This is a genomic window from Microthrixaceae bacterium (genome assembly GCA_016702505.1).
Taxonomy (GTDB): domain Bacteria; phylum Actinomycetota; class Acidimicrobiia; order Acidimicrobiales; family Iamiaceae; genus Aquihabitans.
In genome coordinates, this window is sequence record JADJDU010000011.1 from 124694 (window position 1) to 145095 (window position 20402).

Annotated in this window: 21 protein-coding genes and 2 pseudogenes; 1 reads left to right on the forward strand and 22 read right to left on the reverse strand. The window is 67.1% G+C overall.

Going from position 1 to position 20402, the window contains the following annotated elements:
• Positions 1-2: 2 nt before the first annotated feature.
• The 14 genes and pseudogenes from frr to rimM all read right to left on the reverse strand — a co-directional run bounded on the left by frr (position 3) and on the right by rimM (position 11470).
• Entirely contained in the window at positions 3-557 is a 555-nt protein-coding gene (gene frr, locus IPG97_12730) for a ribosome recycling factor (protein MBK6857375.1), read from the reverse strand.
• A 37-nt stretch (positions 558-594) separates the two neighbouring features.
• Positions 595-1313, reverse strand: a pseudogene (locus IPG97_12735) (UMP kinase).
• Between the two features lie 38 nt (positions 1314-1351).
• Positions 1352-2146, reverse strand: coding sequence for a translation elongation factor Ts (tsf, locus tag IPG97_12740; GenBank protein MBK6857376.1), 795 nt, complete (start codon positions 2144-2146; stop codon positions 1352-1354).
• Positions 2139-4106, reverse strand: coding sequence for a 30S ribosomal protein S2 (gene rpsB / locus IPG97_12745; GenBank protein ID MBK6857377.1), 1968 nt, complete (start codon positions 4104-4106; stop codon positions 2139-2141). The genes tsf and rpsB overlap by 8 nt, the downstream gene beginning before the upstream one ends.
• Positions 4107-4203: 97 nt before the next feature.
• Positions 4204-4968, reverse strand: a complete 765-nt coding sequence (whiG, locus tag IPG97_12750) for an RNA polymerase sigma factor WhiG (protein ID MBK6857378.1) — start codon at positions 4966-4968, stop codon at positions 4204-4206.
• A gap of 27 nt (positions 4969-4995) precedes the next feature.
• A complete protein-coding gene (locus IPG97_12755) occupies positions 4996-5451 on the reverse strand; it encodes a tyrosine-type recombinase/integrase (protein ID MBK6857379.1) in 456 nt (151 codons plus the stop codon).
• 199 nt (positions 5452-5650) lie between these two features.
• Positions 5651-5905: pseudogene (locus IPG97_12760) on the reverse strand (site-specific integrase).
• Between the two features lie 57 nt (positions 5906-5962).
• Positions 5963-7108: a DNA-processing protein DprA gene (locus tag IPG97_12765; GenBank protein MBK6857380.1), complete on the reverse strand. Its 1146-nt coding sequence runs from the start codon at positions 7106-7108 to the stop codon at positions 5963-5965.
• 20 nt (positions 7109-7128) lie between these two features.
• Positions 7129-8640, reverse strand: a complete 1512-nt coding sequence (locus IPG97_12770) for a YifB family Mg chelatase-like AAA ATPase (protein MBK6857381.1) — start codon at positions 8638-8640, stop codon at positions 7129-7131.
• 409 nt (positions 8641-9049) lie between these two features.
• A complete protein-coding gene (locus IPG97_12775) occupies positions 9050-9397 on the reverse strand; it encodes a YraN family protein (GenBank protein MBK6857382.1) in 348 nt (115 codons plus the stop codon).
• Positions 9394-9699, reverse strand: a complete 306-nt coding sequence (locus IPG97_12780) for a DUF2469 family protein (protein ID MBK6857383.1) — start codon at positions 9697-9699, stop codon at positions 9394-9396. Before IPG97_12780 ends, IPG97_12775 begins: the two co-directional genes overlap by 4 nt.
• A 57-nt stretch (positions 9700-9756) precedes the next feature.
• On the reverse strand, positions 9757-10104 hold the full coding sequence (rplS, locus tag IPG97_12785) for a 50S ribosomal protein L19 (GenBank protein ID MBK6857384.1): 348 nt from the start codon (positions 10102-10104) through the stop codon (positions 9757-9759).
• Positions 10105-10202: 98 nt separating this feature from the next.
• Positions 10203-10955: a tRNA (guanosine(37)-N1)-methyltransferase TrmD gene (gene trmD, locus IPG97_12790; GenBank protein ID MBK6857385.1), complete on the reverse strand. Its 753-nt coding sequence runs from the start codon at positions 10953-10955 to the stop codon at positions 10203-10205.
• A gap of 8 nt (positions 10956-10963) precedes the next feature.
• Complete coding sequence (gene rimM, locus IPG97_12795; protein ID MBK6857386.1) at positions 10964-11470, reverse strand: 16S rRNA processing protein RimM; 507 nt, start codon at positions 11468-11470, stop codon at positions 10964-10966.
• 169 nt (positions 11471-11639) lie between these two features.
• Here rimM and IPG97_12800 point away from each other — a divergent pair, with 169 nt between their 5' ends.
• Positions 11640-12278: a sterol desaturase family protein gene (locus IPG97_12800; protein ID MBK6857387.1), complete on the forward strand. Its 639-nt coding sequence runs from the start codon at positions 11640-11642 to the stop codon at positions 12276-12278.
• Positions 12279-12353: 75 nt separating this feature from the next.
• Here IPG97_12800 and IPG97_12805 read toward each other — a convergent pair whose 3' ends face one another.
• The 8 genes from IPG97_12805 to IPG97_12840 all read right to left on the reverse strand — a co-directional run bounded on the left by IPG97_12805 (position 12354) and on the right by IPG97_12840 (position 20397).
• Positions 12354-12578, reverse strand: a complete 225-nt coding sequence (locus IPG97_12805) for a KH domain-containing protein (protein ID MBK6857388.1) — start codon at positions 12576-12578, stop codon at positions 12354-12356.
• 44 nt (positions 12579-12622) lie between these two features.
• Positions 12623-12910, reverse strand: a complete 288-nt coding sequence (rpsP, locus tag IPG97_12810) for a 30S ribosomal protein S16 (GenBank protein ID MBK6857389.1) — start codon at positions 12908-12910, stop codon at positions 12623-12625.
• Positions 12911-13173: 263 nt separating this feature from the next.
• Positions 13174-14757, reverse strand: a complete 1584-nt coding sequence (locus tag IPG97_12815) for a hypothetical protein (GenBank protein ID MBK6857390.1) — start codon at positions 14755-14757, stop codon at positions 13174-13176.
• Positions 14758-14781: 24 nt separating this feature from the next.
• Positions 14782-16242: a signal recognition particle protein gene (gene ffh, locus IPG97_12820; protein MBK6857391.1), complete on the reverse strand. Its 1461-nt coding sequence runs from the start codon at positions 16240-16242 to the stop codon at positions 14782-14784.
• Between the two features lie 25 nt (positions 16243-16267).
• On the reverse strand, positions 16268-16471 hold the full coding sequence (locus tag IPG97_12825) for a hypothetical protein (GenBank protein ID MBK6857392.1): 204 nt from the start codon (positions 16469-16471) through the stop codon (positions 16268-16270).
• Between the two features lie 104 nt (positions 16472-16575).
• Positions 16576-17742, reverse strand: a complete 1167-nt coding sequence (gene ftsY, locus IPG97_12830) for a signal recognition particle-docking protein FtsY (protein MBK6857393.1) — start codon at positions 17740-17742, stop codon at positions 16576-16578.
• Positions 17743-17767: 25 nt separating this feature from the next.
• Complete coding sequence (locus IPG97_12835) at positions 17768-18817, reverse strand: trypsin-like peptidase domain-containing protein (GenBank protein MBK6857394.1); 1050 nt, start codon at positions 18815-18817, stop codon at positions 17768-17770.
• A gap of 353 nt (positions 18818-19170) precedes the next feature.
• Entirely contained in the window at positions 19171-20397 is a 1227-nt protein-coding gene (locus IPG97_12840; protein ID MBK6857395.1) for a HAMP domain-containing histidine kinase, read from the reverse strand.
• Positions 20398-20402: the final 5 nt, after the last annotated feature.

Consider the following 20402-nt stretch of genomic DNA (forward strand, 5'->3'; position numbering starts at 1 on the left):
CGTCAGTCCTCGAGCAGCTCCTGCTCCTTGATTCCCAGGGCAGCATCGATCTCGGCCTCTGAGGAGTGGGTGATCTTGTCGAGCTCCTTCTCGGCTCGGGCCAGCTCGTCTTCTGACAGCTCCCCGTCCTTTTCGAAGGCCTCGAGCTCCTGACGGCCCGAACGCCGGACGTTTCGCACCGCGATGCGCCCGTCCTCGGCCATGCCCTTCACCACCTTCACGAACTCCTTGCGGCGTTCAGCGGTGAGCGGCGGGAACGACAGACGAATGCTGGCACCGTCGTTGCTGGGGTTGAGCCCGAGGTCAGACATGCGTATCGCCTTCTCGATGGCACCGATCGCCGCCTTGTCGTAGGGCGTCACCACCAGCATCCGAGCCTCGGGCACCGAAAAGCCAGCGAGTTGCTGCAACGGCACGGTGGAGCCGTAGTACTCAACGGGGAGCTTCTCGACCAGGGCCGGGGCGGCCCGGCCGGTGCGTACGTTCCCGAACTCCGAGCGGGTCCGAGTGACCACCTTGGCCATGCGCTCGCGGGCGTCGTCCAGCACCATGGACACGGTTTCGTCGGTCATGACTGGGGCTCGTGGAGAACGGTCACCGGACCAGGGTACCGACTCCCGCCTCGCCGGTGAGGACACGCCGCAGGTTTCCTACCAGCAACGCATCGAACACCACGATGGGGAGGTCGTTGTCCATGCAGAACGTGATCGAGGTCGGGTCCATAACCTTCAGGCCCCGGTTCAACACATCCATATACGTGATCTCGTCGAGCTTGGTGGCCGACGGATCCAGCTTGGGGTCGGCGGTGTACACGCCATCGACGCCCGAGTGGGTGCCCTTCACCACCGCACCGGCCGACAGCTCGGCGGCCCGGGCGGCCGGGCGTGTCGGTGGTGAAGAACGGGGCGCCCGAGCCCGCCGGCCAGGATCACCACTCGGCCCTTCTCCAGGTGACGCTCGGCCCGGCGACGGATGTAGGGCTCGGCGATCTGCTCCATGTGCAGCGCGGTCATCACCCGGGTGGGCTGCTCGAGCTGTTCGAGGGTGTCCTGAAGGGCCAGGGAGTTGATGACCGTGGCCAGCATGCCCATGTAGTCGGCCTGGGCCCGATCCATGCCGGCTCCGGCGCCGGTCATCCCCCGCCAGATGTTCCCGCCACCGATGACGATGGCCACGTCCACGCCCATGGACCGGGCGTCGACCACCTCCTCGGCCAGCTGGCGCACGATGGTGCCGTCGATGCCGAAGCCGGCCGAACCGGCGAACGCCTCGCCCGACAGCTTGAGCACGATCCGACCCCAGCGGGGGGTCACCCCGCCGGATCGGGTGCCGGCATCCGTGGCGGCCACCGTCAGGAACCGATCGCGACCAGAGCGAAACGCACGATCGACGCATCACCCAAGAGCTGGGTGATGGTCTGCTTCTCGTCCTTCACGTAGTTCTGCTCGAGCAAGACCCGCTCCTTGAACCACCCGGTGAGACGGCCGTCGACGATCTTGTCCCAGGCTGCCTCGGGCTTGCCCTCGGCCTTGGTGATGTCCACCAGGGTCTCGCGTTCCTTGGCCACCTCTTCGGCGGGCACCTCGTCCCGGTTCAAGAAGCCGGGCTTGGCGAAGGCGATGTGAACGGCGATGTCGTGGGCCAGTTCGTCGGAGCCGCCCTGGAGCTCGACGGCCACGGCGAGCACGCCCCGGCCGTCCTGGCGGTGGACGTAGGTGTCGACCACGGCACCCTCGGAGGCGGCGATCCGGACCACGCGGCCCAGCTCGATGTTCTCCTTGAGCACCACCTTGAGGTCGTCGATGGCGTCGGCCTTCTTGGCGGCCGCCTCCTCGCCGTCGATGGCGACGATGGTGGCGATCTCCTGCACCAGGGTGGAGAACTGGTCGGACTTGGCCACGAAGTCGGTCTCGCACTTCAGTTCGGCGATGGCGGCCACCCCGTCGAGGGTGGACACGGCAACCGTTCCCTGGCTGTTGTCACGGTCCTCACGGGCACCGGCCTTGGCCAGACCCTTCTCCCGCAGCCACTTAGTGGCGGCTTCGCGGTCTCCGCCGTTCTCCTGGAGGGCCTTCTTGGCGTCCATCATCCCAGCGCCCGTGGCCTGGCGAAGGGCCTGGACGTCCTTGGCGGTGAACTCAGACATCGGGGGTGCTCTCCTCGGTGGTGTCGGTGGCCTCGGCAGGGACCTCGGCGACGGGGGCTTCGGCGGCAGGGGCAGCGGCCTGGGCGGCGATGCGGGCCTCTCGCTCGGCGGCCGCAGCCGCGGCCTGGCGGCGGGCCTCGGCCTGCTGGGCGGCGATGGCAGCTTCTTCTTCGTCGGTGCGCTGGCGCGGCGGCGGGGTGGCACCAGGGCGCTTGGAGGCCATGAGGCGCCCCTCCTCGACAGCATCGGCGATCACCCGGCACATGAGGGTGCCCGAGCGGATGGCGTCGTCGTTACCCGGGATCACGTACTGGATGACGTCGGGGTCGCAGTTGGTGTCGACCACGGCCACGATCGGGATGCCGAGCTTGTTGGCCTCGGTGACGGCGATGTGCTCCTTCTTGGTGTCCAGGATGAACACCACATCGGGGAGCTTGTCCATCTTGGCGATGCCGCCGAGGTTGCGCTCCAGCTTCTCGAGCTCACGGGAGATGAGCAGCGCTTCCTTCTTGGGCATGGCTTCGAACTCGCCCGAGATGCGCATGCGGCGGTACTCGGCCATCTTGGAGACGCGCTTGGCCATGGTCTCGAAGTTGGTGAGCATTCCGCCCAGCCAACGCTGGTTGATGTAGGGCGAGCCGCTCTTCTCGGCGTAGGACTGGATCGGGTCCTGAGCCTGCTTCTTGGTGCCCACGAACAGCACGGTTCCACCGTCGGCGACCGTGTCACGGATCAGGGTGTAGGCCGTCTCGATGCGCTGCAGGGTCTGCTGCAGGTCGATGATGTAGATGCCGTTGCGGTCTCCGAAGATGAACCGCTTCATCTTCGGGTTCCAGCGCCGGGTCTGATGGCCGAAGTGGACTCCGGCGTCTAGCAGTTGCTTCATGGTCACGACGGGCTGCGTCATGGACCTCTCCTTTTCCAGCGGTTGGGCGAAGCCCGGATCCCACGTCGGAGGCGACAGAAAGCCGATCCGACGACCGTGGGTGGACCCGGGCGAAGGTTGACAGACGGCACATCGGGGTGACGGGCCGACGGATGATTGTAGCGACGTCGCCCAGCAGGCTCCCAAAGGGCGCAGGAGGCGAGCCGATCGTGAGCCGATCGCCTGTCTATCCGTGAACCACACCTGGCTACAGCGCGGGGCTACCCCGGCAAAGCCGGTTCTCTGGGCGGCCACCGCAGGTGGTTCAGCTGTCTGACGATCCCCAGCGCGAAGACTCGGCGGAGGTTCGGGGGCAGAGCCCCTTGTGGCGGAGTCCCCGACCTGCGGAGATCGGCTTTGCCTGTCGCAGCAGTGAAGACGTCGGCCGTCAGGCCGGCGACCGTCAGGCCGGCGACCGAACTCCGCCGGAAGGCTCTGCCTTTCGGCGGATCCAGGGGCCCCGGCGGCGACCAACACCGCGCCACTCACCGACCGGGCGACGGCGGCCAACTGCTGACCGATGGCGGTAGTTGGCCTGAAGGGGGCCGGTGGGGATCTGGTCCCACCCTGTGGAACCAAGAACACCGTCGCCGCCCCCACCACCTGGCCGAAGAGAGCGGCCGGGTCTATGTAGGTGGAGCCGACCCGGGCTCCGAGGTGGAACGTCTCACCGGTGGAGCCGACCACCTGCCCACCTCGGACCCGCTCCCCCACCTCGACGGCGATGGACCCCAGGAACGAATACGACGACCGGATTCCGTCGGGATGGAGGATGGTCACGTGAAGGGAGCCGCCAACCTGGCCGGCGAACACCACCAGCCCGGGACCGATGGCGCCTACTGGAGTGCCAGGGGCCGTCTGGTACTCCAACCCCCGGTTACCGGCCAGCCACGGCTGATCGGGGGGTCGGAACGGATCGACCACCGCGGCGTGAACCGGAGGTTGGTAACGGGGCGGGCCATCAGTCGCGGCCGGAACCGCTGCCGAGACCAGGCCCTGGACCAGAACCAGGAAGGGACCAAGCAAACCGATCACCCCTCCACCGGCTCCCGGCCCGACGGAACCTCGAGGCCCGTGCCGTCACACCAGCCGAGCCGCTCGATCGGCTTGTCGGCCCAGCCGAAGGCTCGGCTCAGGCGGGTTCGCGCTGGGCCGCCTGGAGGCGGCTCCTGAGTTGCAGCACCGACTTGGTGTGGATCTGGCTGACCCGGCTCTCGGTCACTCCGAGCACCTCGCCGATCTGGGCCAGCGTGAAGTTCTCGAAGTAATAGAGCGAGAGCACCACCTTCTCCCGCTCGGGCATCCGGTCTATAGCCGCCGCCAGTTGGCTGCGCAGCTCTCTTTGCTCGAGCATGGCCATGGGCCCGTCGGCCTGATCGGGGATGGTGTCGGCCAGGGTGGTGGCGTCTCCTCGATCTCCCAGCATCTCGTCCAAGGCAGCCATGCCGGTCAACGAGAGCTGACCGAGCACCTGATGGAGTTGAGACTCGGTGTAACCCAACTCTTCGGCCAACTCGGTCTCGGTGGGTGACCGGTGCAGCTTGGCCTCCAGTTTGGAGAAGGCTCGCTCCACATCTCGTCCACGGGCCCTCACCGATCGAGGCACCCAGTCGATGGCCCGGAGACCGTCGAGGATCGCGCCTTTGATCCGAGAGATGGCGTAGGTCTCGAACTTGAAGCCACGCTCCACGTCGAACTTCTCGATGGCGTCGATCAACCCGAAGATGCCGTAGCTCACCAGATCGGCCTGCTCGACGTTGTGGGGCAGACCGGCCGCCACCCGACCGGCCACGTACTTGACCAGCGGCGAGTAGTGCAGGATCAGTCGATCGCGCTGCTCGCGCGAGGGATCGGCCCGGTACGAGCTCCAGAGCTCGGTGATGGCTTCGGCCGTCATCACGGCCGCTTCCGGGGGTGGGACGCGCTACGCACGGGGATGAGTCTGGTCGAAGACCCGACGTAGCCGCTCCCGGCTCACGTGGGTGTAGATCTGGGTGGTGGCCAGATCCTGGTGGCCCAACAGTTCTTGCACGCTTCTCAGGTCTGCCCCGCCGTCCAGGAGGTGGGTGGCGAAGGTGTGACGAAGCGCGTGGGGGTGGGTCGGCTCGCTCGAGCGGTGGTCGAGTATTCGTCGGACGTCTCGCGGCGTCAGCGGGTTTCCCCGCAGGTTCACGAACACCACGTCGCGAGGGGTGGTCGGCGCGGCCAGGATGGCCCGCCCATCGCTCGACCAGCGCCTCAACGCCGCCACAGCCGGTTCGCTCAGGGGCACGAGGCGGGTCTTGGAACCTTTCCCGATCACCGACATGCGTTGAGCGTCCAGATCCACGTCTGCGGCGCGCAACGAGCACAACTCTGCCACCCGAAGACCCGCTGCCATAGAGCACCTCGACCACCGCGTCGTCGCGCCAGCGCCTCGCCTCGGCTACCTGGCGTGCACGTTCTGTGGTGCGGGTGCCGTCGGCTCCGGGGTGGTGGAGCAGGGCGTTGAGCTGCTGATCGTGCACGACCCTGGGCAGACGGCCAGTCCCCCGCGGAGCCCGCAACGAGACCGACGGATCCGACGCGGTGATACCAACCCGGGTGGTCCAGCGGAAATAGCGCCGCAGGGCCGAGGCTCGACGGGACATGGTGCGGGGGGCAGCGTCGTTGTCTGCCAAGTGCACCATGTACAGGCGCAAAGTGCGTCGGTCGACCTGACCTGGACCTGACACTCCCTGATCGGAGGCCCAGGATCCGAAGTGAACAAGGTCGCGTCGGTACGCGTCGAGTGTGGCCGGTGCCGCCGCGGTCAATGCCGCCAGGAACCCATCGACGTCCCAGCCCACGTGCACACCGTACCGGCCCGGCGAGCATCAAGCTCCCAGAAACGCGCTGGCCTCGAACGGGAGTCATCTGGCTGCCCGGATGTGGGGCGACGGCTCGTACCAGCCCTGGCTTTCCTGGACGAGCCCATCGGCCAGCAATCCGGCCAGGGCATGGGAAACCTCGGCGACTGTCCTCCCGGTCTCGGCCACCACCTCGGCCAGGCTCGATGGCGTGGGTCCCAACACGTCGAGCACCGCACGCCGGGCCGGATCCAGCGGCTGCGCCGCCAGGAGGGCGCGGTCCTCGGTGGCGGTGACCGGAGGGGTGATGCCGAGAATCATTAGAACATCTGGCGCGTCACGAACCAGGCTGGCTCCGTCGTAGAGCAAGGCGTTGGTCCCTGCCGACGCCGGGGCCGACGGGTGCCCGGGCACGGCCGCGACCGGTACGCCTCGAGCCAGCGCCTCGTCGACGGTGAGCAGGGAACCTCCCGCGACGCGCGATTCCACCACCACCACCAGATCGGCCAGAGCGGCCAGGATCCGGTTCCGGGCCGGAAACCTCCACGGGTCGGGACGAACGCCAGCGGGGGTCTCTGAGATCACCAACCCGCTGCGAGCCAGGTCTCGCTGGAGGTGCAGGTGGCGACGGGGATAGGCGATGTCGAGACCAGAGGCGATCACAGCGACGGCAGGGGCGGATCCGGCCCGCAATGCCCCACGGTGTGCCGCTCCGTCTATTCCCAACGCCAGGCCCGAGAGGACCGCGATCCCACATCGGGCCAGGTCGGCGCCCATCTCCTCGGCCAGGGACCGGCCCGCCAGGGTGGCGTTGCGGGTCCCGACCAGTGCCACCCCGGGAGACAAGAGCGCACCTAGGTCTCCTTCGGCGAAAAGCAGGGCCGGCGCTGCCGGATCAGCCAGAAGCCGTTGGGGGTACCCCCGTCGGCCGTGAACGAGCACCTGTCGGCCAGCGTCTAGCTGCCGGGCCAGATCGGCGGCGGGGTCACGCAGACGGGCCTGTGCCACCAGCCGCTCAGTGAATCCGGCCTTGGATCTCGCCGCTTGAGTGGCGATGGGCACGATTCGCTCTGGTCTCCCGGCGAGGAGATCTGACCACGTCTCCTCGGCACCATGTTCCAGATGGCATCGCCTCAGGGTGGCCGGCCCGATGCCGTCGAGGTACGCCAGCGAAACCAGGCAGGCCGCGGTGCGATCTGCCGTCTTCATCCCACGAAGGGCGGGGCCGGTCACGCGGCCAGACCCCTGGTACCGACCACGTCTATCCGCATCGCCATGGCCGTGGTGATGTGGAAGGCGGTGAGCCGGTCGGAGTGCCCGGCCAGATCTGCCACCGTCAATGCGACCCTTCTGACCTTGGTCAGCCCTCTGGCGCTCAGCCGACCGGTGCCCAGGGCTGTGGCCAAGGCAGCTGTGGCCTCGTCGTCCAGCGGGGCCACGTCTTCCAGATGGGCACCGTCGAGCATGGCGTTGCACGACACCCCCCGCTGCGCAGCCCGTTCCCGAGCAGCAGCCACTCGACGAGCGGCATCGGCGGTCGAGGGACCTGGTTCACCGCCTAGCAGCCGATCGACCTCGGGCCGGAAGACCTGGACTCGGAGATCGAAGCGGTCCAGCAGCGGGCCCGAGAGCCGACGCCGGTACCGGGCCAGCATCCCGTCGGGGCACCGACAGGCTCCCGGTCTACCTGCTTCTCCGCACGGGCAGGGGTTCATGGCCGCGATCAGCAGAACCCGTGCCGGTAGGTCAGCGCTGAAGCGAGCCCGGCTGACCCTGATCACGCCTTCTTCGAGTGGTTGGCGGAGCGAGTCGAGGACCGTCGGTGAGAACTCTCCCAACTCGTCCAGGAAGAGCACACCCCCCGAGGCCAGGGATATCTCGCCGGGCCGGAGGGCGTCGGTACCACCCCCGACCAGGGCCACGGTGGTGGCGGTGTGGTGAGGTGCCCGAAATGGCGGCCGCCTCACAACACCGCCCACCGTGAGGCCTGCTGCCGAATGCGCCTTGGTGGCCTCGATGGCCTGGCGGCGGTCCAGGTCGGGAAGAAGCCCGGGCATCCGACTGGCCAGCATCGTCTTGCCCGCTCCCGGCGGACCGACCATCAACAGGTGATGACCACCAGCGGCGGCAAGCTCCAGGGCGAAACGGGCCGCCACCTGGCCTCTCACATCGGCAAGATCTGCAACGGGAACCTCGGGCACGGGTGACGCCGGTATGGGGTGGTCGGGCCATGCTCGGGGTTCGGTCCGCAGCGCCACGAGGACCTCACCGAGGCTGACCACACCGTGCACCGCGGCGGAACCCAACAAACAGGCATCTCCCACCACCGACTGTGGGACCACCACCGCGGGCGCAGAGACGGCATCCACTCGACAGACGACCCCGGGGACGGCCCGTACGGTCCCGTCGAGCCCGAGCTCGCCGATGAAGGCCAGGTCTTCCACCTGCTCGGCCGTCAGTTGTTCCGATGCCACCAGCACCCCGACCGCCATGGCCAAGTCCAGCCCGCTTCCTACCTTGCGGGTGTCCGACGGGGCCAGGTTGATGGTGATTCGCTTCAGCGGCCATTCGGCGCCGGCTGCCATGACCGCGGCACGCACCCGGTCTCTGGCTTCACGACAGGCAACGTCGGGCAGGCCGACGATGGTCAGGCCGGGAAGGCCATTGGCCACGTGGACCTCTACGGTGACGGGGCGACCGTCGACACCCACGACGATGGCCGAGGGAATGCTTGCGAACATGGCGGATCTCCTGCTCCGGTGGGGAGTCCACGAACGATCGTGGTGGTTGACCCGAGACCGTCACGTCGGTCACCAACGGGGTCTGAGACCCGAACGGTGCCGCCGCACCGAAGAGCGGCCCACGTACCCACCCCCGTGCCTCCGCAAACACAAAGCCGTCAACCGCCATACTGAGCCCATGGGCTTCAACCCGCACCGCCAGTACAAGCGAACGCCTGCTGACTACGCCATGGTGATCGCCGCGGTGCTGGTGTGCATCGCCCTAGTGGCTTGGGCGTTCCTTGGTTAAGGAGGCGAGCCGTCAGGCGAGCCGACTCATAAATACGGCATGGCTGAACCGAGGCGAAGTCTCGGTCTGATCAACCTCGCAGCGACGACGGCCAGCCCTGTCCGCGATTGCCCTCGACGATCAGAACGCGGCCTGGATCACTTCTAGCTTGCCGGCTAGCACCGATGCCACGTCGAAGCGAAGCGAACATCCCGCCGAGCCCGTCGATGATTCCAGCCAGCGGACAGCCAGCAGCCGGAGTCGTTTTTGCTTGGCCGGCGTGACCGCCTCGGCTGGGTGCCCGAAGGCCGCCGATGACCGAGACTTCACCTCACAGAACACAACCACCGATCCCCGACGGCACACCAGATCCAGCTCGCCTTCTCGACACCGCCAGTTGCGATCCAACACCCGATACCCATTGGCCTGGTACCAGGCCGCGGCCTGAGCTTCGCCTGCCGCCCCCAACTGACGGCGGGCCTCGGTCACAGCTGGAGATCGGGTTTGGGGAGCTCCTCGATGTTCACGTCTTTGAACGTGACAACCCGTACCGACGGCACGAAGCGCATGCGCGTCTCGCGGTACATGTCCCACACCCAGGCGTCGTGGAGCTCGAGCTCCACCCTGGTCCGTCCCCCCACATCGTGGACGGTCTGGTCGACCTGGTTGGCCAGGTAGAACCGGCGTTCGGTCTCCACCACGTAGCGGTAGGTGGGCGCGACGTCCCGATACTCTTGAAAGAGCTGGTGCTCGATCTCTGCTTCGTACTGCTCGAGGTCGTCAGAGCTCACGACTGCATCGTATGCACACGCGGTGACGACGAGGCCCGTGGAGGGGACCGGGCGCGATCAGTTGTCGCGCTTCTCCTTGACCTTGGCCGCCTTACCGACCCGGTCACGGAGGTAGTAGAGCTTGGCCCGGCGGACGTCGCCCCGGGTGTGAACCTCGATCTTGTCGATGATCGGGGTGTGCACCGGGAAGGTGCGCTCGACGCCGACGCCGTAGGAGAGCTTGCGGACCGTGAAGGTCTCGTGGACGCCACCACCCTGACGCTTGATAACCACGCCTTGGAACACCTGAACGCGCTCCTTGTTGCCCTCGATCACGCGGACGTGCACCTTGAGGGTGTCGCCGGGCGCGAAGTCTGGGACATCGGTGCGGAGGCTGGCCTGGTCGACGAGCTCGGTGGAGTTCATCGGGTTTCCTGAAACGGGGTGCGACATCTTGGACGGGTCCCGCCGGGGACCCATACGGCAGAGGGCAACGCTAGACGGCGACCCTCCGGGCGGCCAACTCAGGGCCGAGCATCGGGATCCGAGGCCGACACCTCGGCGGGAAACTCCGCCATGAGCCTCTCTTCGTCTGCGGTGAAGCCACCGCGAGCCACAACGAGGTCGGGCCGGTTCCGCAGCGTGCGGTGTAGGGCCTGGGCCTGGCGCCATCGGGCGATGCGACCGTGGTCTCCTGACCTCAGAACCGGGGGTACCTCCCAACCCCGGAACTCGGCCGGGCGGGTGTAGTGGGGATACTCGAGGAGACCCTCAGAGAACGACTCCTCCTCGGCCGAGGTGTTGTTGCCCATGACGCCGGGGACCAACCGGCCCACGGCTTCCAACACCACCATGGCCGCAACCTCACCCCCGTTCAGCACGAAGTCACCGATGGACAACTCACCGTCGACGAGGTGTTCAGAAACTCGGGCGTCGACCCCCTCATAGCGCCCGCACAGCAAGCTGAAACCCGACCCGGTGGCCAACTCCCGGGCCATCGACTGGTCGAAGCGCCTGCCCCCAGGGCCGAGCAGGTAGAGCGGACGCGGCGGGTTGACGGCCTCCACGCAGGCGAAGAGGGGCTCGGCCATCAGGACCATTCCCGCTCCCCCGCCGAATGGAGAGTCGTCTACAGAGCGGTGTGGGTCTTGGGTTTGGGACCTCAGGTCCTGGGCCCGCACGTCGAGCAGCCCGGCCCTGCCGGCCTTGCCCAGCAGACTCCGCCCGGCGAAGTCGGTGATCAGGTCCGGGAAGATGGTGAAGACGTCTATGCGCATGGCCACCCTCAGAGGTCAGCGCCCAGGAGCCCCTCGGGCGGATCTACCACCACGACGTCGGGCAACCGTGACGAGTCGGCCACGAACCCCACCGGGATCAGAGTCCCGTCGGCCAGCTCCAAGAGGTCATCAGCGGGGTTCTGGAGTACGGCCACGACCTCACCCCATGAACGTCGATCCGGGGTTTCGACCGTGGCCCCGACCAGGTGGTGGACCCACAGGGCGTCTGGGTCGTCGATCTCTTCGGCCCGAACCACCTGTCCGGTCAATGCTTCGGCGTCTTCACGGGTGTCCACACCGTCGAGGCGAGCGATCCATCGCTGTTGGAACGGGCGGATGGCGACGACGGTGACCACTCCCCCGTCGAGGACCCAACGGGCACCCGGTTGGGTCCGTTCGGGCCGGTCCGATGTGATCGCCACCGTCACCTCCCCCTTGAGGCCATGGGCCTTGCCCACCCGCCCGATCTCCAACAGGGCGGCGGGTCCGAGACCCGATTGGGACGATGACTGCATCGGGTCAGTCTCGCCCACCGACCTGCCCGACGCGCCAACCGGCAACCAACAGCCCGACCGCAGATCCCGCGTGAGCCGGCAAAGAACGGGTTGCAAAACTCTGAATGCTGTTCAATAATTTGGGAGCGCGGCACTGGGGACCGCGCCCTGAAGACCAAGGACGGCTCAGATGGACCCGACCACGATCATGGCCGTGACCGGCGCTCTCCTGTTCGGCGCCGCGGTATGGACCCTGGCCGAATACGTCCTGCACCGCTTCGCAATGCACCACCTCCACGGCAAGGGCATCATGAGCCGCGAGCACCTAGAACACCACGTCACCTCGCAGTGGCACTTCGACGTCAACCACATCTTGAGCTGGACCGGGATGCTTCTGGTCGGCTTCGGTGGCTTCGCTCCCCTAGTGGCCTGGCTGAGCTCGTGGCCGCTCGGCGTGGCAGTGGCGATCGGTTGGGCCCTCGGGTACTTCCACTACGAAGCTCGCCACGCACTGGCCCACCTCAAGAACCCGACTACTACCTACACCCGATGGGTGGCGCGCCATCACTTCCACCACCACTTCGGCCACCCGATGGCAAACCACGGCGTGAGCGTTTCGTGGTGGGACCACGTGTTCGGCACATACGAACGCCCGGTACAGGTCAGGGTTCCCCGTCGACTGGCACTGCCGTGGATGGTCGACGACAACGGTGACCTCATTGCCGAGCACGCCGGCGACTACGTCCTGGTCGGTTCCGCTGACCCCACCGACCGGACCGCACACCTGGACCGGGCTCGTGCCTTCGCCTCGGTAGCTCCCGTCGACTGAGCCGAACCCCTGACGCGACGGAGCCGGACCCGAGGGTCCGGCTCCGTCTAGTTCGATCACTCGTTCAGACCGACGTCAGTCTACGAACTCGATGTCTACCGTGGTGCCGTCCTTGGTGGCAGCGGCCCGGGTGACGGTACGAATCGACTGGGCGATACGACCCCGCTTGCCGATCACACGCCCCATATCACCATCTGCGACCCGCACATCGAGCTGCACCTCGGACCGACGGCCCGGACCGGTGGTAACCGACACCTGATCAGGGTTGTCCACCACCTGCTGCACCAGGTACTCGAGCACCCGGTTGGCGTTATCGACAGACCCGGAGGTCTCAGCCGAGTCGGTCACGACTCGGCGCCAGCGGGCGCGGGGGCCTTGCCCTTGAACTCATCCCATGCACCGGAGACCTTGAGGAGCTTCTCCACGGTGTCGGTGGGTTTGGCGCCGTTGCGGAGCCACTTCAGGGCCTTCTCGTTGTCGATGTTGATGCCGGACGGCTCGAGACGCGGCTGGTAGGTGCCGACGATCTCGATGAAACGGCCGTCGCGTGGGGCCCGCGAGTCGGCGGCGACGACGCGGTAGGTGGGCTGCTTCTTCTTGCCCATCCGCATTAGGCGGAGCTTGACGGCCATTGGAATCCTTACTGTTTCGAATGTCTCGTGATCGATCGATGGCGGGGGCACAGGTCCCAATCGGCCATACATGGTGGGCCACCGGAACCCCCGAGCGCAAACGTGGAAACGCGATCGACGATCCGACACCCACTACTCGCTGGCCCGATAGCCCGGACGTCATCACAGCAGGGTTGGCCAGCCCGAGACTTTGCCTCGGATCGCCGTCGGCTTTGCCGGCAGCCGAACTGGGCCGGAAGGCTCAGTCTTTCGGTGGATCCGGGCTAGTTCGGCGAGCACCAGCGACCAGAGCCTTCGGTGAAGGGAGTCATGGTCAACCTCAAGCCATCGGCTATTGCCACCACCGCCACCGGTCCCTCTGAAGACACGGGCAACGGCACCGATCCGTGCGACGCAACCTTGACCCAGGCGATCCACTGACCCGAGACCACCACCGATGCGCCCCGCTCCAGAACCACGTCCTTGGACACTGAAGCCTCCCGACAGGCGATCGAGGAACCGGCTACGGGTTCCACTTCGAAGGCGAGCCGCCTGGTGGCCTCGGTCACCGCCCAGTCCGATGATGCATCGGAGGGGATTTTGCCGTCATGACGGGCATCGACCAGCCAACCTGCGGTCACGTGCCGGAAACCGGTGACCCCAGGGAAGACCTCCCGATCCCGCTCGACATCCTCGAGCAGCGCTGAGTTGGCCACCGCCAACACGAGATCGGGCGGAACATCTCGGTTGGAACGGATCTCAACCGATTTCAAGTTGGCCGGCACACCGGCCAACAGGACCGCCAGGACAGGGACCAGCAGGAACCGCCACCGCCGGGCCACACCCTCTACGCCGACCACCACCAGCGGTAGGCCCATCGCCAAGGCCAGATGCGAGTAGCGCGGCCGTTGGGAGAACTCCACGCCGTGCGACTCGGCACGGGAGTAGCCGATCATGAACCAGTTGGCCAGCGCGGCCACCGCCAGACCCAGCGGTGCCGCTACCCGTCGAGCAAAGGGTCCAAGTCCTTCATCACCGATTTGCAAGGCCAGACCAAGGCAGGCCACCAGCCCCACCAGGACCGAACCCCAGAGCCCTACCGTGGTCCGCTCCACCGTGATCCGAACCCCCTCGGCCACGAAGCGGACAACCAGAGCGGGGGCCGACCCCGCACTTGCGTCACGGCCGAGCAGGAACCAGAGTCCCATCGGTCCCAGGAGCGGGACGGTGTGGAATGCGGCCACCCTCAAACCCCGACGCAGCAGGGAAGTGATCCCGACAGCCACGACCATGGCCACAGCCGGACCCGAGCTGAGCACCGCGACAATGCCGACCGCCAAGGCCGCAACGTCCCGTCGCCGCAGAGGCCCGTCGTGCATGGTGAGGTACAGGTACAGGTATCCCGTGGCGATCGAACCGCTCAACCCCACCTGGAAGGCCCAGACGATGTTCTCGGACCCCCGCCCGAAGGCAAGGAACACAATCGCCCCCGCCGTCGCCACCCACGCGCCAACTCCGGAGCGGACCAACACGAGGCGCATGAGCACAGCGATGGCAACGTGCGTCACCACCACCACCACCTGGTAGGGCAGGTACTGGTTCAGACCGAACACCGGCCACAACACCAGATACATCAGCCGAGTCGGCACGATCAGGTGCTCGTTGTGCGGGTGGAACAGATCGAGCGGCGAGCGGACCTCGCTGACAAGGACCGCGAACTCGTCCTGGAAGAACCACTGGTCCCGTCCGGCCCACAGGTAGAACGGCACCGCCAGCACGCAGACGGCAAGGAAGATCCCCAGGGCCAGACGATCCCCCGTCGATCCTTGGTCTGGAACCGGATCTGCTCGGGACTGAACCACGGCCACGGGGTTCAGCCACCAGGCGTCGGCTCAGAGGCCGGGAAGCCGGAAACCACCGGTCCCACCGTCGGAGTCACCGCCCGATGGCGGCAGCGTGAACTTCGGTTGCCCTCCGCCCTTGGGGGTGGTGCGACCCCCGCCCTTGCCCTTCTTCTTGGCCTTCTTGTTCATGCTGCGCCCGAGCAGGCCCCCGCCGAGCCCCTTCATCATCTTTTGCATCTCGGTGAACTGGCGCAACAGGGCGTTCACCTCAGAGGTGGTGACCCCGCTGCCGTTGGCGATGCGAAGGCGACGGGAGCCATCGATGAGCTTGGGGTCGCGTCGCTCGGCCGTGGTCATCGAGTGGATGATGCCCTCGATGCGTGCCAGTTCCCGATCGTCGATCTCGGTGTTGCGGAGCTCCTTGGGCATGCCCGGCATGAGCTTCATGAGGTTGCCGAGGTTCCCCATCTTCTTGACCTGGGCCATCTGCTCGAGGAAGTCCTCGAGGGTGAACTGGCCCTCGAGAAGCCGGTTGGCGGCTTCTTCGGCCTGCTTCTCGTCGAAGGCATCCTTGGCCTTCTCGATGAGGGTGAGCACGTCGCCCATCCCCAAGATACGCCCGGCCAGCCGGTCGGGATGGAACAAGTCGAACTCGTCGAGCTTCTCGCCGGTGGAGGCGAAGGCAATCGGCTTGCCCACGACCTCCTTGACCGAAAGCGCGGCACCGCCACGGGCGTCACCGTCGAGTTTGGTGAGGATCACCCCGTCGAGCGAAAGGGTGGCGTGGAAGTTCTCGGCCACGGTGACGGCGTCTTGGCCGGTCATGGCGTCTACGACCAAGAAGGTGTAGCGGGGGTTGGTGGCCTCGGAGATCTGGCGCACCTGCTCCATGAGCTCGGCGTCGATGGCGAGCCGACCGGCGGTATCCACGATGACCACATCTCGGCCCAGGCGTTTGGCCTCGGCCAGACAGCCCAGCGCCACGTCGACGGGGTTGCCGGTGCCAGAAGCGACGACGTCATCGGGAGCGGAGTAGACGGGTACATCGACCTGGCGAGCCAGCGTTCGTAGCTGTTCGACTGCGGCCGGCCGCTGGAGGTCGGCACCGACCAGCATCGGGTTGCGGCCCTGCGCCTTGAACCAGCGGGCCAACTTGGCCGAGTTGGTGGTCTTGCCCGACCCCTGGAGTCCGGCCATGAGGATCACGGTGGGAGGCTTGGCCTCATATGTGATCCGAATGGTCTCGCCGCCCAGGGTGGCAACCAGCTCCTGGTGGACGATGTCTATGACCTGTTGCGCCGGGTTGAGCGCCTCGTGCAGGTCCGCCCCCACCGCCCGGTCTCGAATACGACCTACCAGGCCTTTGACCACGGTGAAGTTGACGTCTGCTTCGAGGAGGGCGAGACGGATCTCGCGCAGGACCTCGTCTACGTCGGCCTCGCTCAGGCGGCCTTTACCCCTGAGCTTCTTGAAGATTCCGTCGAAGCGATCTGAAAGTGACTCGAACATGGCCCGGCGATGCTACCGGACGAGGTCAGGGGGCGAACCCGGCACCCTCAGGCACCTCACGGTTGGCGCGGATGCGAGCCTTGAGCTCGGCCCGGAGCCGGGCCCCCGACGTTGGGGCGACCATCGTGCCGATGACAACGCCTACCGCCAACAGCAACGCCCCGCGGACCCCGGCCAGCTTCAGGAAGGTACGAACGAACTTGATGGGGAGCATCAGCAGCTTGGTCACGGAATCTCCTGGGAACGGCGGGGGCGAATGGGCCCGGGCTGGGATTTGCTCGAACCGTAGGCGACACGCAGCCGCTTTGATCCAGTTCTCGGTGAGGGGCAGGCTCAGACAGCGAGCAGGCCTTCGACGAACTCCTCGGGATCGAAGTCGACGAGATCGTCGGCGGTCTCACCCAAGCCCACCAACTTCACCGGGATGCCCAACTCCTGGTGGATGGCGAACACGATCCCGCCCTTGGCTGAACCGTCGAGCTTGGTCAGGACCACGCCGGTCACCTCGGTGGCTTCGGTGAACTGCCGAGCCTGCACCAGGCCGTTCTGGCCGGTAGTGGCATCTAGCACCAGCAGGACCTCGGTCACATGCCCGGGGTCTTTGTCTGCCACCCGCCGCACCTTGCGCAGCTCTTCCATGAGGTTGGTTTTGGTGTGGAGACGGCCAGCGGTGTCGGCCAGCACCAGATCGGCACCGCGGGCCGCGGCGGCCTCGATGGCATCGAAGATGATGGCGCTCGGGTCTGCCCCCTCGGCCCCCCGCACTATCTCGGCCCCGGCCCGGCCAGCCCAGGTCTCGAGCTGCTCGGCGGCAGCGGCGCGGAAGGTGTCTCCCGCCGCCATCACCACGGTGTGGCCGTCGGCCACCTGGCGTTTGCCGAGCTTGCCGATGGTGGTGGTCTTGCCCACTCCGTTGACCCCGACGAATAGCCAGACGTTGGTACGGCCGTCATCGAGCCGCAGCGAACGGTCAGATACCGCGAGCTGGGCCTTCATCTCGGACTTGAGCGCTTCGACCAGTTGCTCGCCGGTCTCCAACCCCTCAGCTTTGACCCGTGCTCGGAGCTGATCGAGGAGCTCGGTGGCAGGTCCGACGCCGAGGTCGGCGCGGATCAGAGCTTCCTCGAGTTCGTCCCACGTCTCCTCATCGATTCGGGTTCGACCGAGGAACCCGGCAAAGGTGGCTCGGGCTTTGGCCAGTCGGTCCCGGAACGACGGTTTGCGGACAGGCTCGACGACCTCGGGCTCGACGACCTCGGGCTGTGGGACCGTCGGCTCCAGTACCGAGGGCTCGCGGTCGAGCACCGCAGTCGACCCACCCGCGGCCGATTCCTCGGGGGTGGCGACGTCAGGCTCGGAACGCCGCTCGGTCAGGACCCCGCCACGGGCGGGAGGCTCTAGGTCTGGCCCCCGCCGGCCGGTGCTGCGGTTGACGAAGAAGAAGGTGCCGGCGATCAGAACGACGGCGAGCACCGTGAGGATTACGAGGATTGGCTCCATGAGGCGTCCGAGCCTACCGGTGACCTCAGTACGGCGAGCGGTCCAGCACCACCGTCACCGCCACCCGTTCACCGTCTCGCACCAGGGTCAGCTCGACCTCGTCACCAGGGGCATGGGTGGTGACCGCAGCCACCAGGTCGATGGCGCTGCCGATCGAACGGCCGTCGAAACCGACGACGATGTCCCCGACCGCCACACCGGCGCCGTCGGCGGGCGAGCCGGTCTCGACCTCTTGGATCTCGGCACCGGCCGACGAACCAGCCGAATCCGAGCTGCTCACGCCCAGGTATCCGCTGACGGGCGACGTACCGGCCACGAGCCGGTCGGCCACCGCCTTGGCGATGTCGATCGGAACCGCGAACCCGACGCCCACGTTTCCGCTGGAGGATTGGTCTGCGGTGATGATCGAGGAGTTGATGCCGATCACCCGACCCTGACGGTCGGCCAGCGCGCCACCTGAGTTGCCGCTGTTGATGGGGGCGTCGGTCTGGATGGCAGGGATGGCCCGGATGACCCCATCTTGGCCCTGGGTTTCGGTGGAACGACCGATGGCGCTCACGATGCCGGCAGTGACGGTCTGGTGCAGACCGAACGGGCTACCGATCGCCACAGCGGTCTGGCCGACCTGGAGGTCCACGCCGAGAGCGAGGGACGCGACCTTGAGGTTCTCGACCCCTTCCACCTGCACGACACCGACATCGGTGCTGGAATCGGTCCCGACCACGGTGCCGGTGACGCGGGTCCCGTCGGCGAAGCGCACGGTCACCGATCGGGCCCCTTCGACCACATGGGCCGCGGTCATTATGAGGCCTTCGCCGTCGTAGACGAACCCTGATCCCAAACCGGTATCGGTCTCGATCTGGACCACGGCGGGAGCGAGTACGGAAGCCACTGCGGCCACCGGCTCGGCCGTCGAACCCGACACCGGGCCCGAGGTGGGTACTGCGGTGCTGTCCATGTTCGGGGCTTCGGCGACAGTGTCGCTCCCCCCTGTTCCACCGACCACGTTGGCGCCGACGGCAACGCCGGCTGCGCCCGAGGTGAACACGGCCAGAGCGACCAATGCGGCCTTCATCGACCTACCCGCTCCCCCACCGCCGCCTCGGGAAGGGAGGGGACCCGAGGTGGCTGGTGAGGGAGCGAACGGTGGCCCCGCGAGCCCGGCTGGTGCGTTCCACGGGGGCGGTGACGATGCCGGCGGAGGGGTCGGGGGACGGTCCCACGACGTCGTGGGGCCGCCGCCGGTCGGTGGCGACGGGGGCAGCGACGAGCTGGGCCGCGGGTCGGCCCACGGGCTGGCCTTGGGCTGGCTGGCTTCGAACGGGCGGGTCGTATCGGTTTCCATGAGATGGTTCGTCCTCCTGTGCGCTCAACCTAGGGAGGGGTGCCGAAAGCGACGGTAAGCCCGGGCCATTCGCCGCAAGTCTTTCATCGGGCGTCTCGGTGGGTCGGTAGGTGGATGGTGAAGGTGGAGCCGCCGGTGCCCGAATCTTCCAGATCCACCCGGCCACCGTGGTCTCGGGCGATCTGGTCGACGATGGCCAGGCCCAGTCCGCTGTGGGTGCCGGCGTCGCGACTCGAGCGATCTCCGCGCCAGAACCTCTGGAACACCTGGGAGCGGTGCTCCTCGGAGATGCCCGGTCCATCGTCGCTGACGCTCATCCATGCCGAGGTTGCGTCGCCCCCCGATCGGACCCTGATGGTGGTGCCGGCTGGCGCCAACCGGACGGCGTTGGCCAACAGGTTTGCCAACGCCTGGCGCAGTCCCAGACGATCCCCCCATGCCGCTGGAGCCGAGACGACGTCGACGTCGACGTCCACGTGGAGATGCCGCTCGGCCGCCGGGGCCCTGAACTCCTCGGCCACCTCACCGACCAGTGGTCCGAGGTCGACCGGTCCAAGCTCGTGGGCTGGTGCTCCGAGGCGGCCGTAGACCAGGAGGTCGTCGACCAGGTGGCTCATCCGGGCGGCGGTGCGCCGCACCACGTCGAGCGTGCGGCGCAGGTCGGCGGGGTCGGGATCCGGGTCCGACAGAGCCACGTCGAGGTTGGTGCGGATCACCGCCAGGGGGTTGCGCAGCTCGTGGGAGGTCTCCTGGATGAACCGGCGCTGGGCGCCGAAGGCATCGTCGAGGCGTTCGATCATGGCGTCAAAGGTGTCAGCGAGCTCCTTGAGCTCATCGGGCGGACCGTGGAGGCCGATTCGGCGAGACAGATCTGTGGCCTGGATATCTCGCGCCACCGCGGTGATCCGCCCGATCGGGGCCAGGACCCGCCCTGCCACCAACCATCCCACCAGCAGGCTGACCAGGAACAGGAGCAGGAGCGCACTGGCCGAGTACGTCCGCAGCAGGCTCAGGGCTCTCTCGTTGGCCAACTGTTCGACGCTGCGATAGCTGGACTGAACCTGGGTGGGGGTGAGGATCACCCCCCCCGGTACAGGTTCGACCCTGGTCACCTGATAGCTGCGGTACAGGTACTCGTCACCCAAACGGGAGGCCAGGACGCCGTATACCCCGGCCACGGTGAAGGCGGTCAGCCCGAACAGCACCAACGAGTAGATGGCGGTCAGCCGGAACCGCACCGAGCCCAGCCAGGCCGGCAAGGCGTCGACCAGTCGGACCGCCGCGCGTGCCGTAGTCGACATCTCTTCCATGCCGC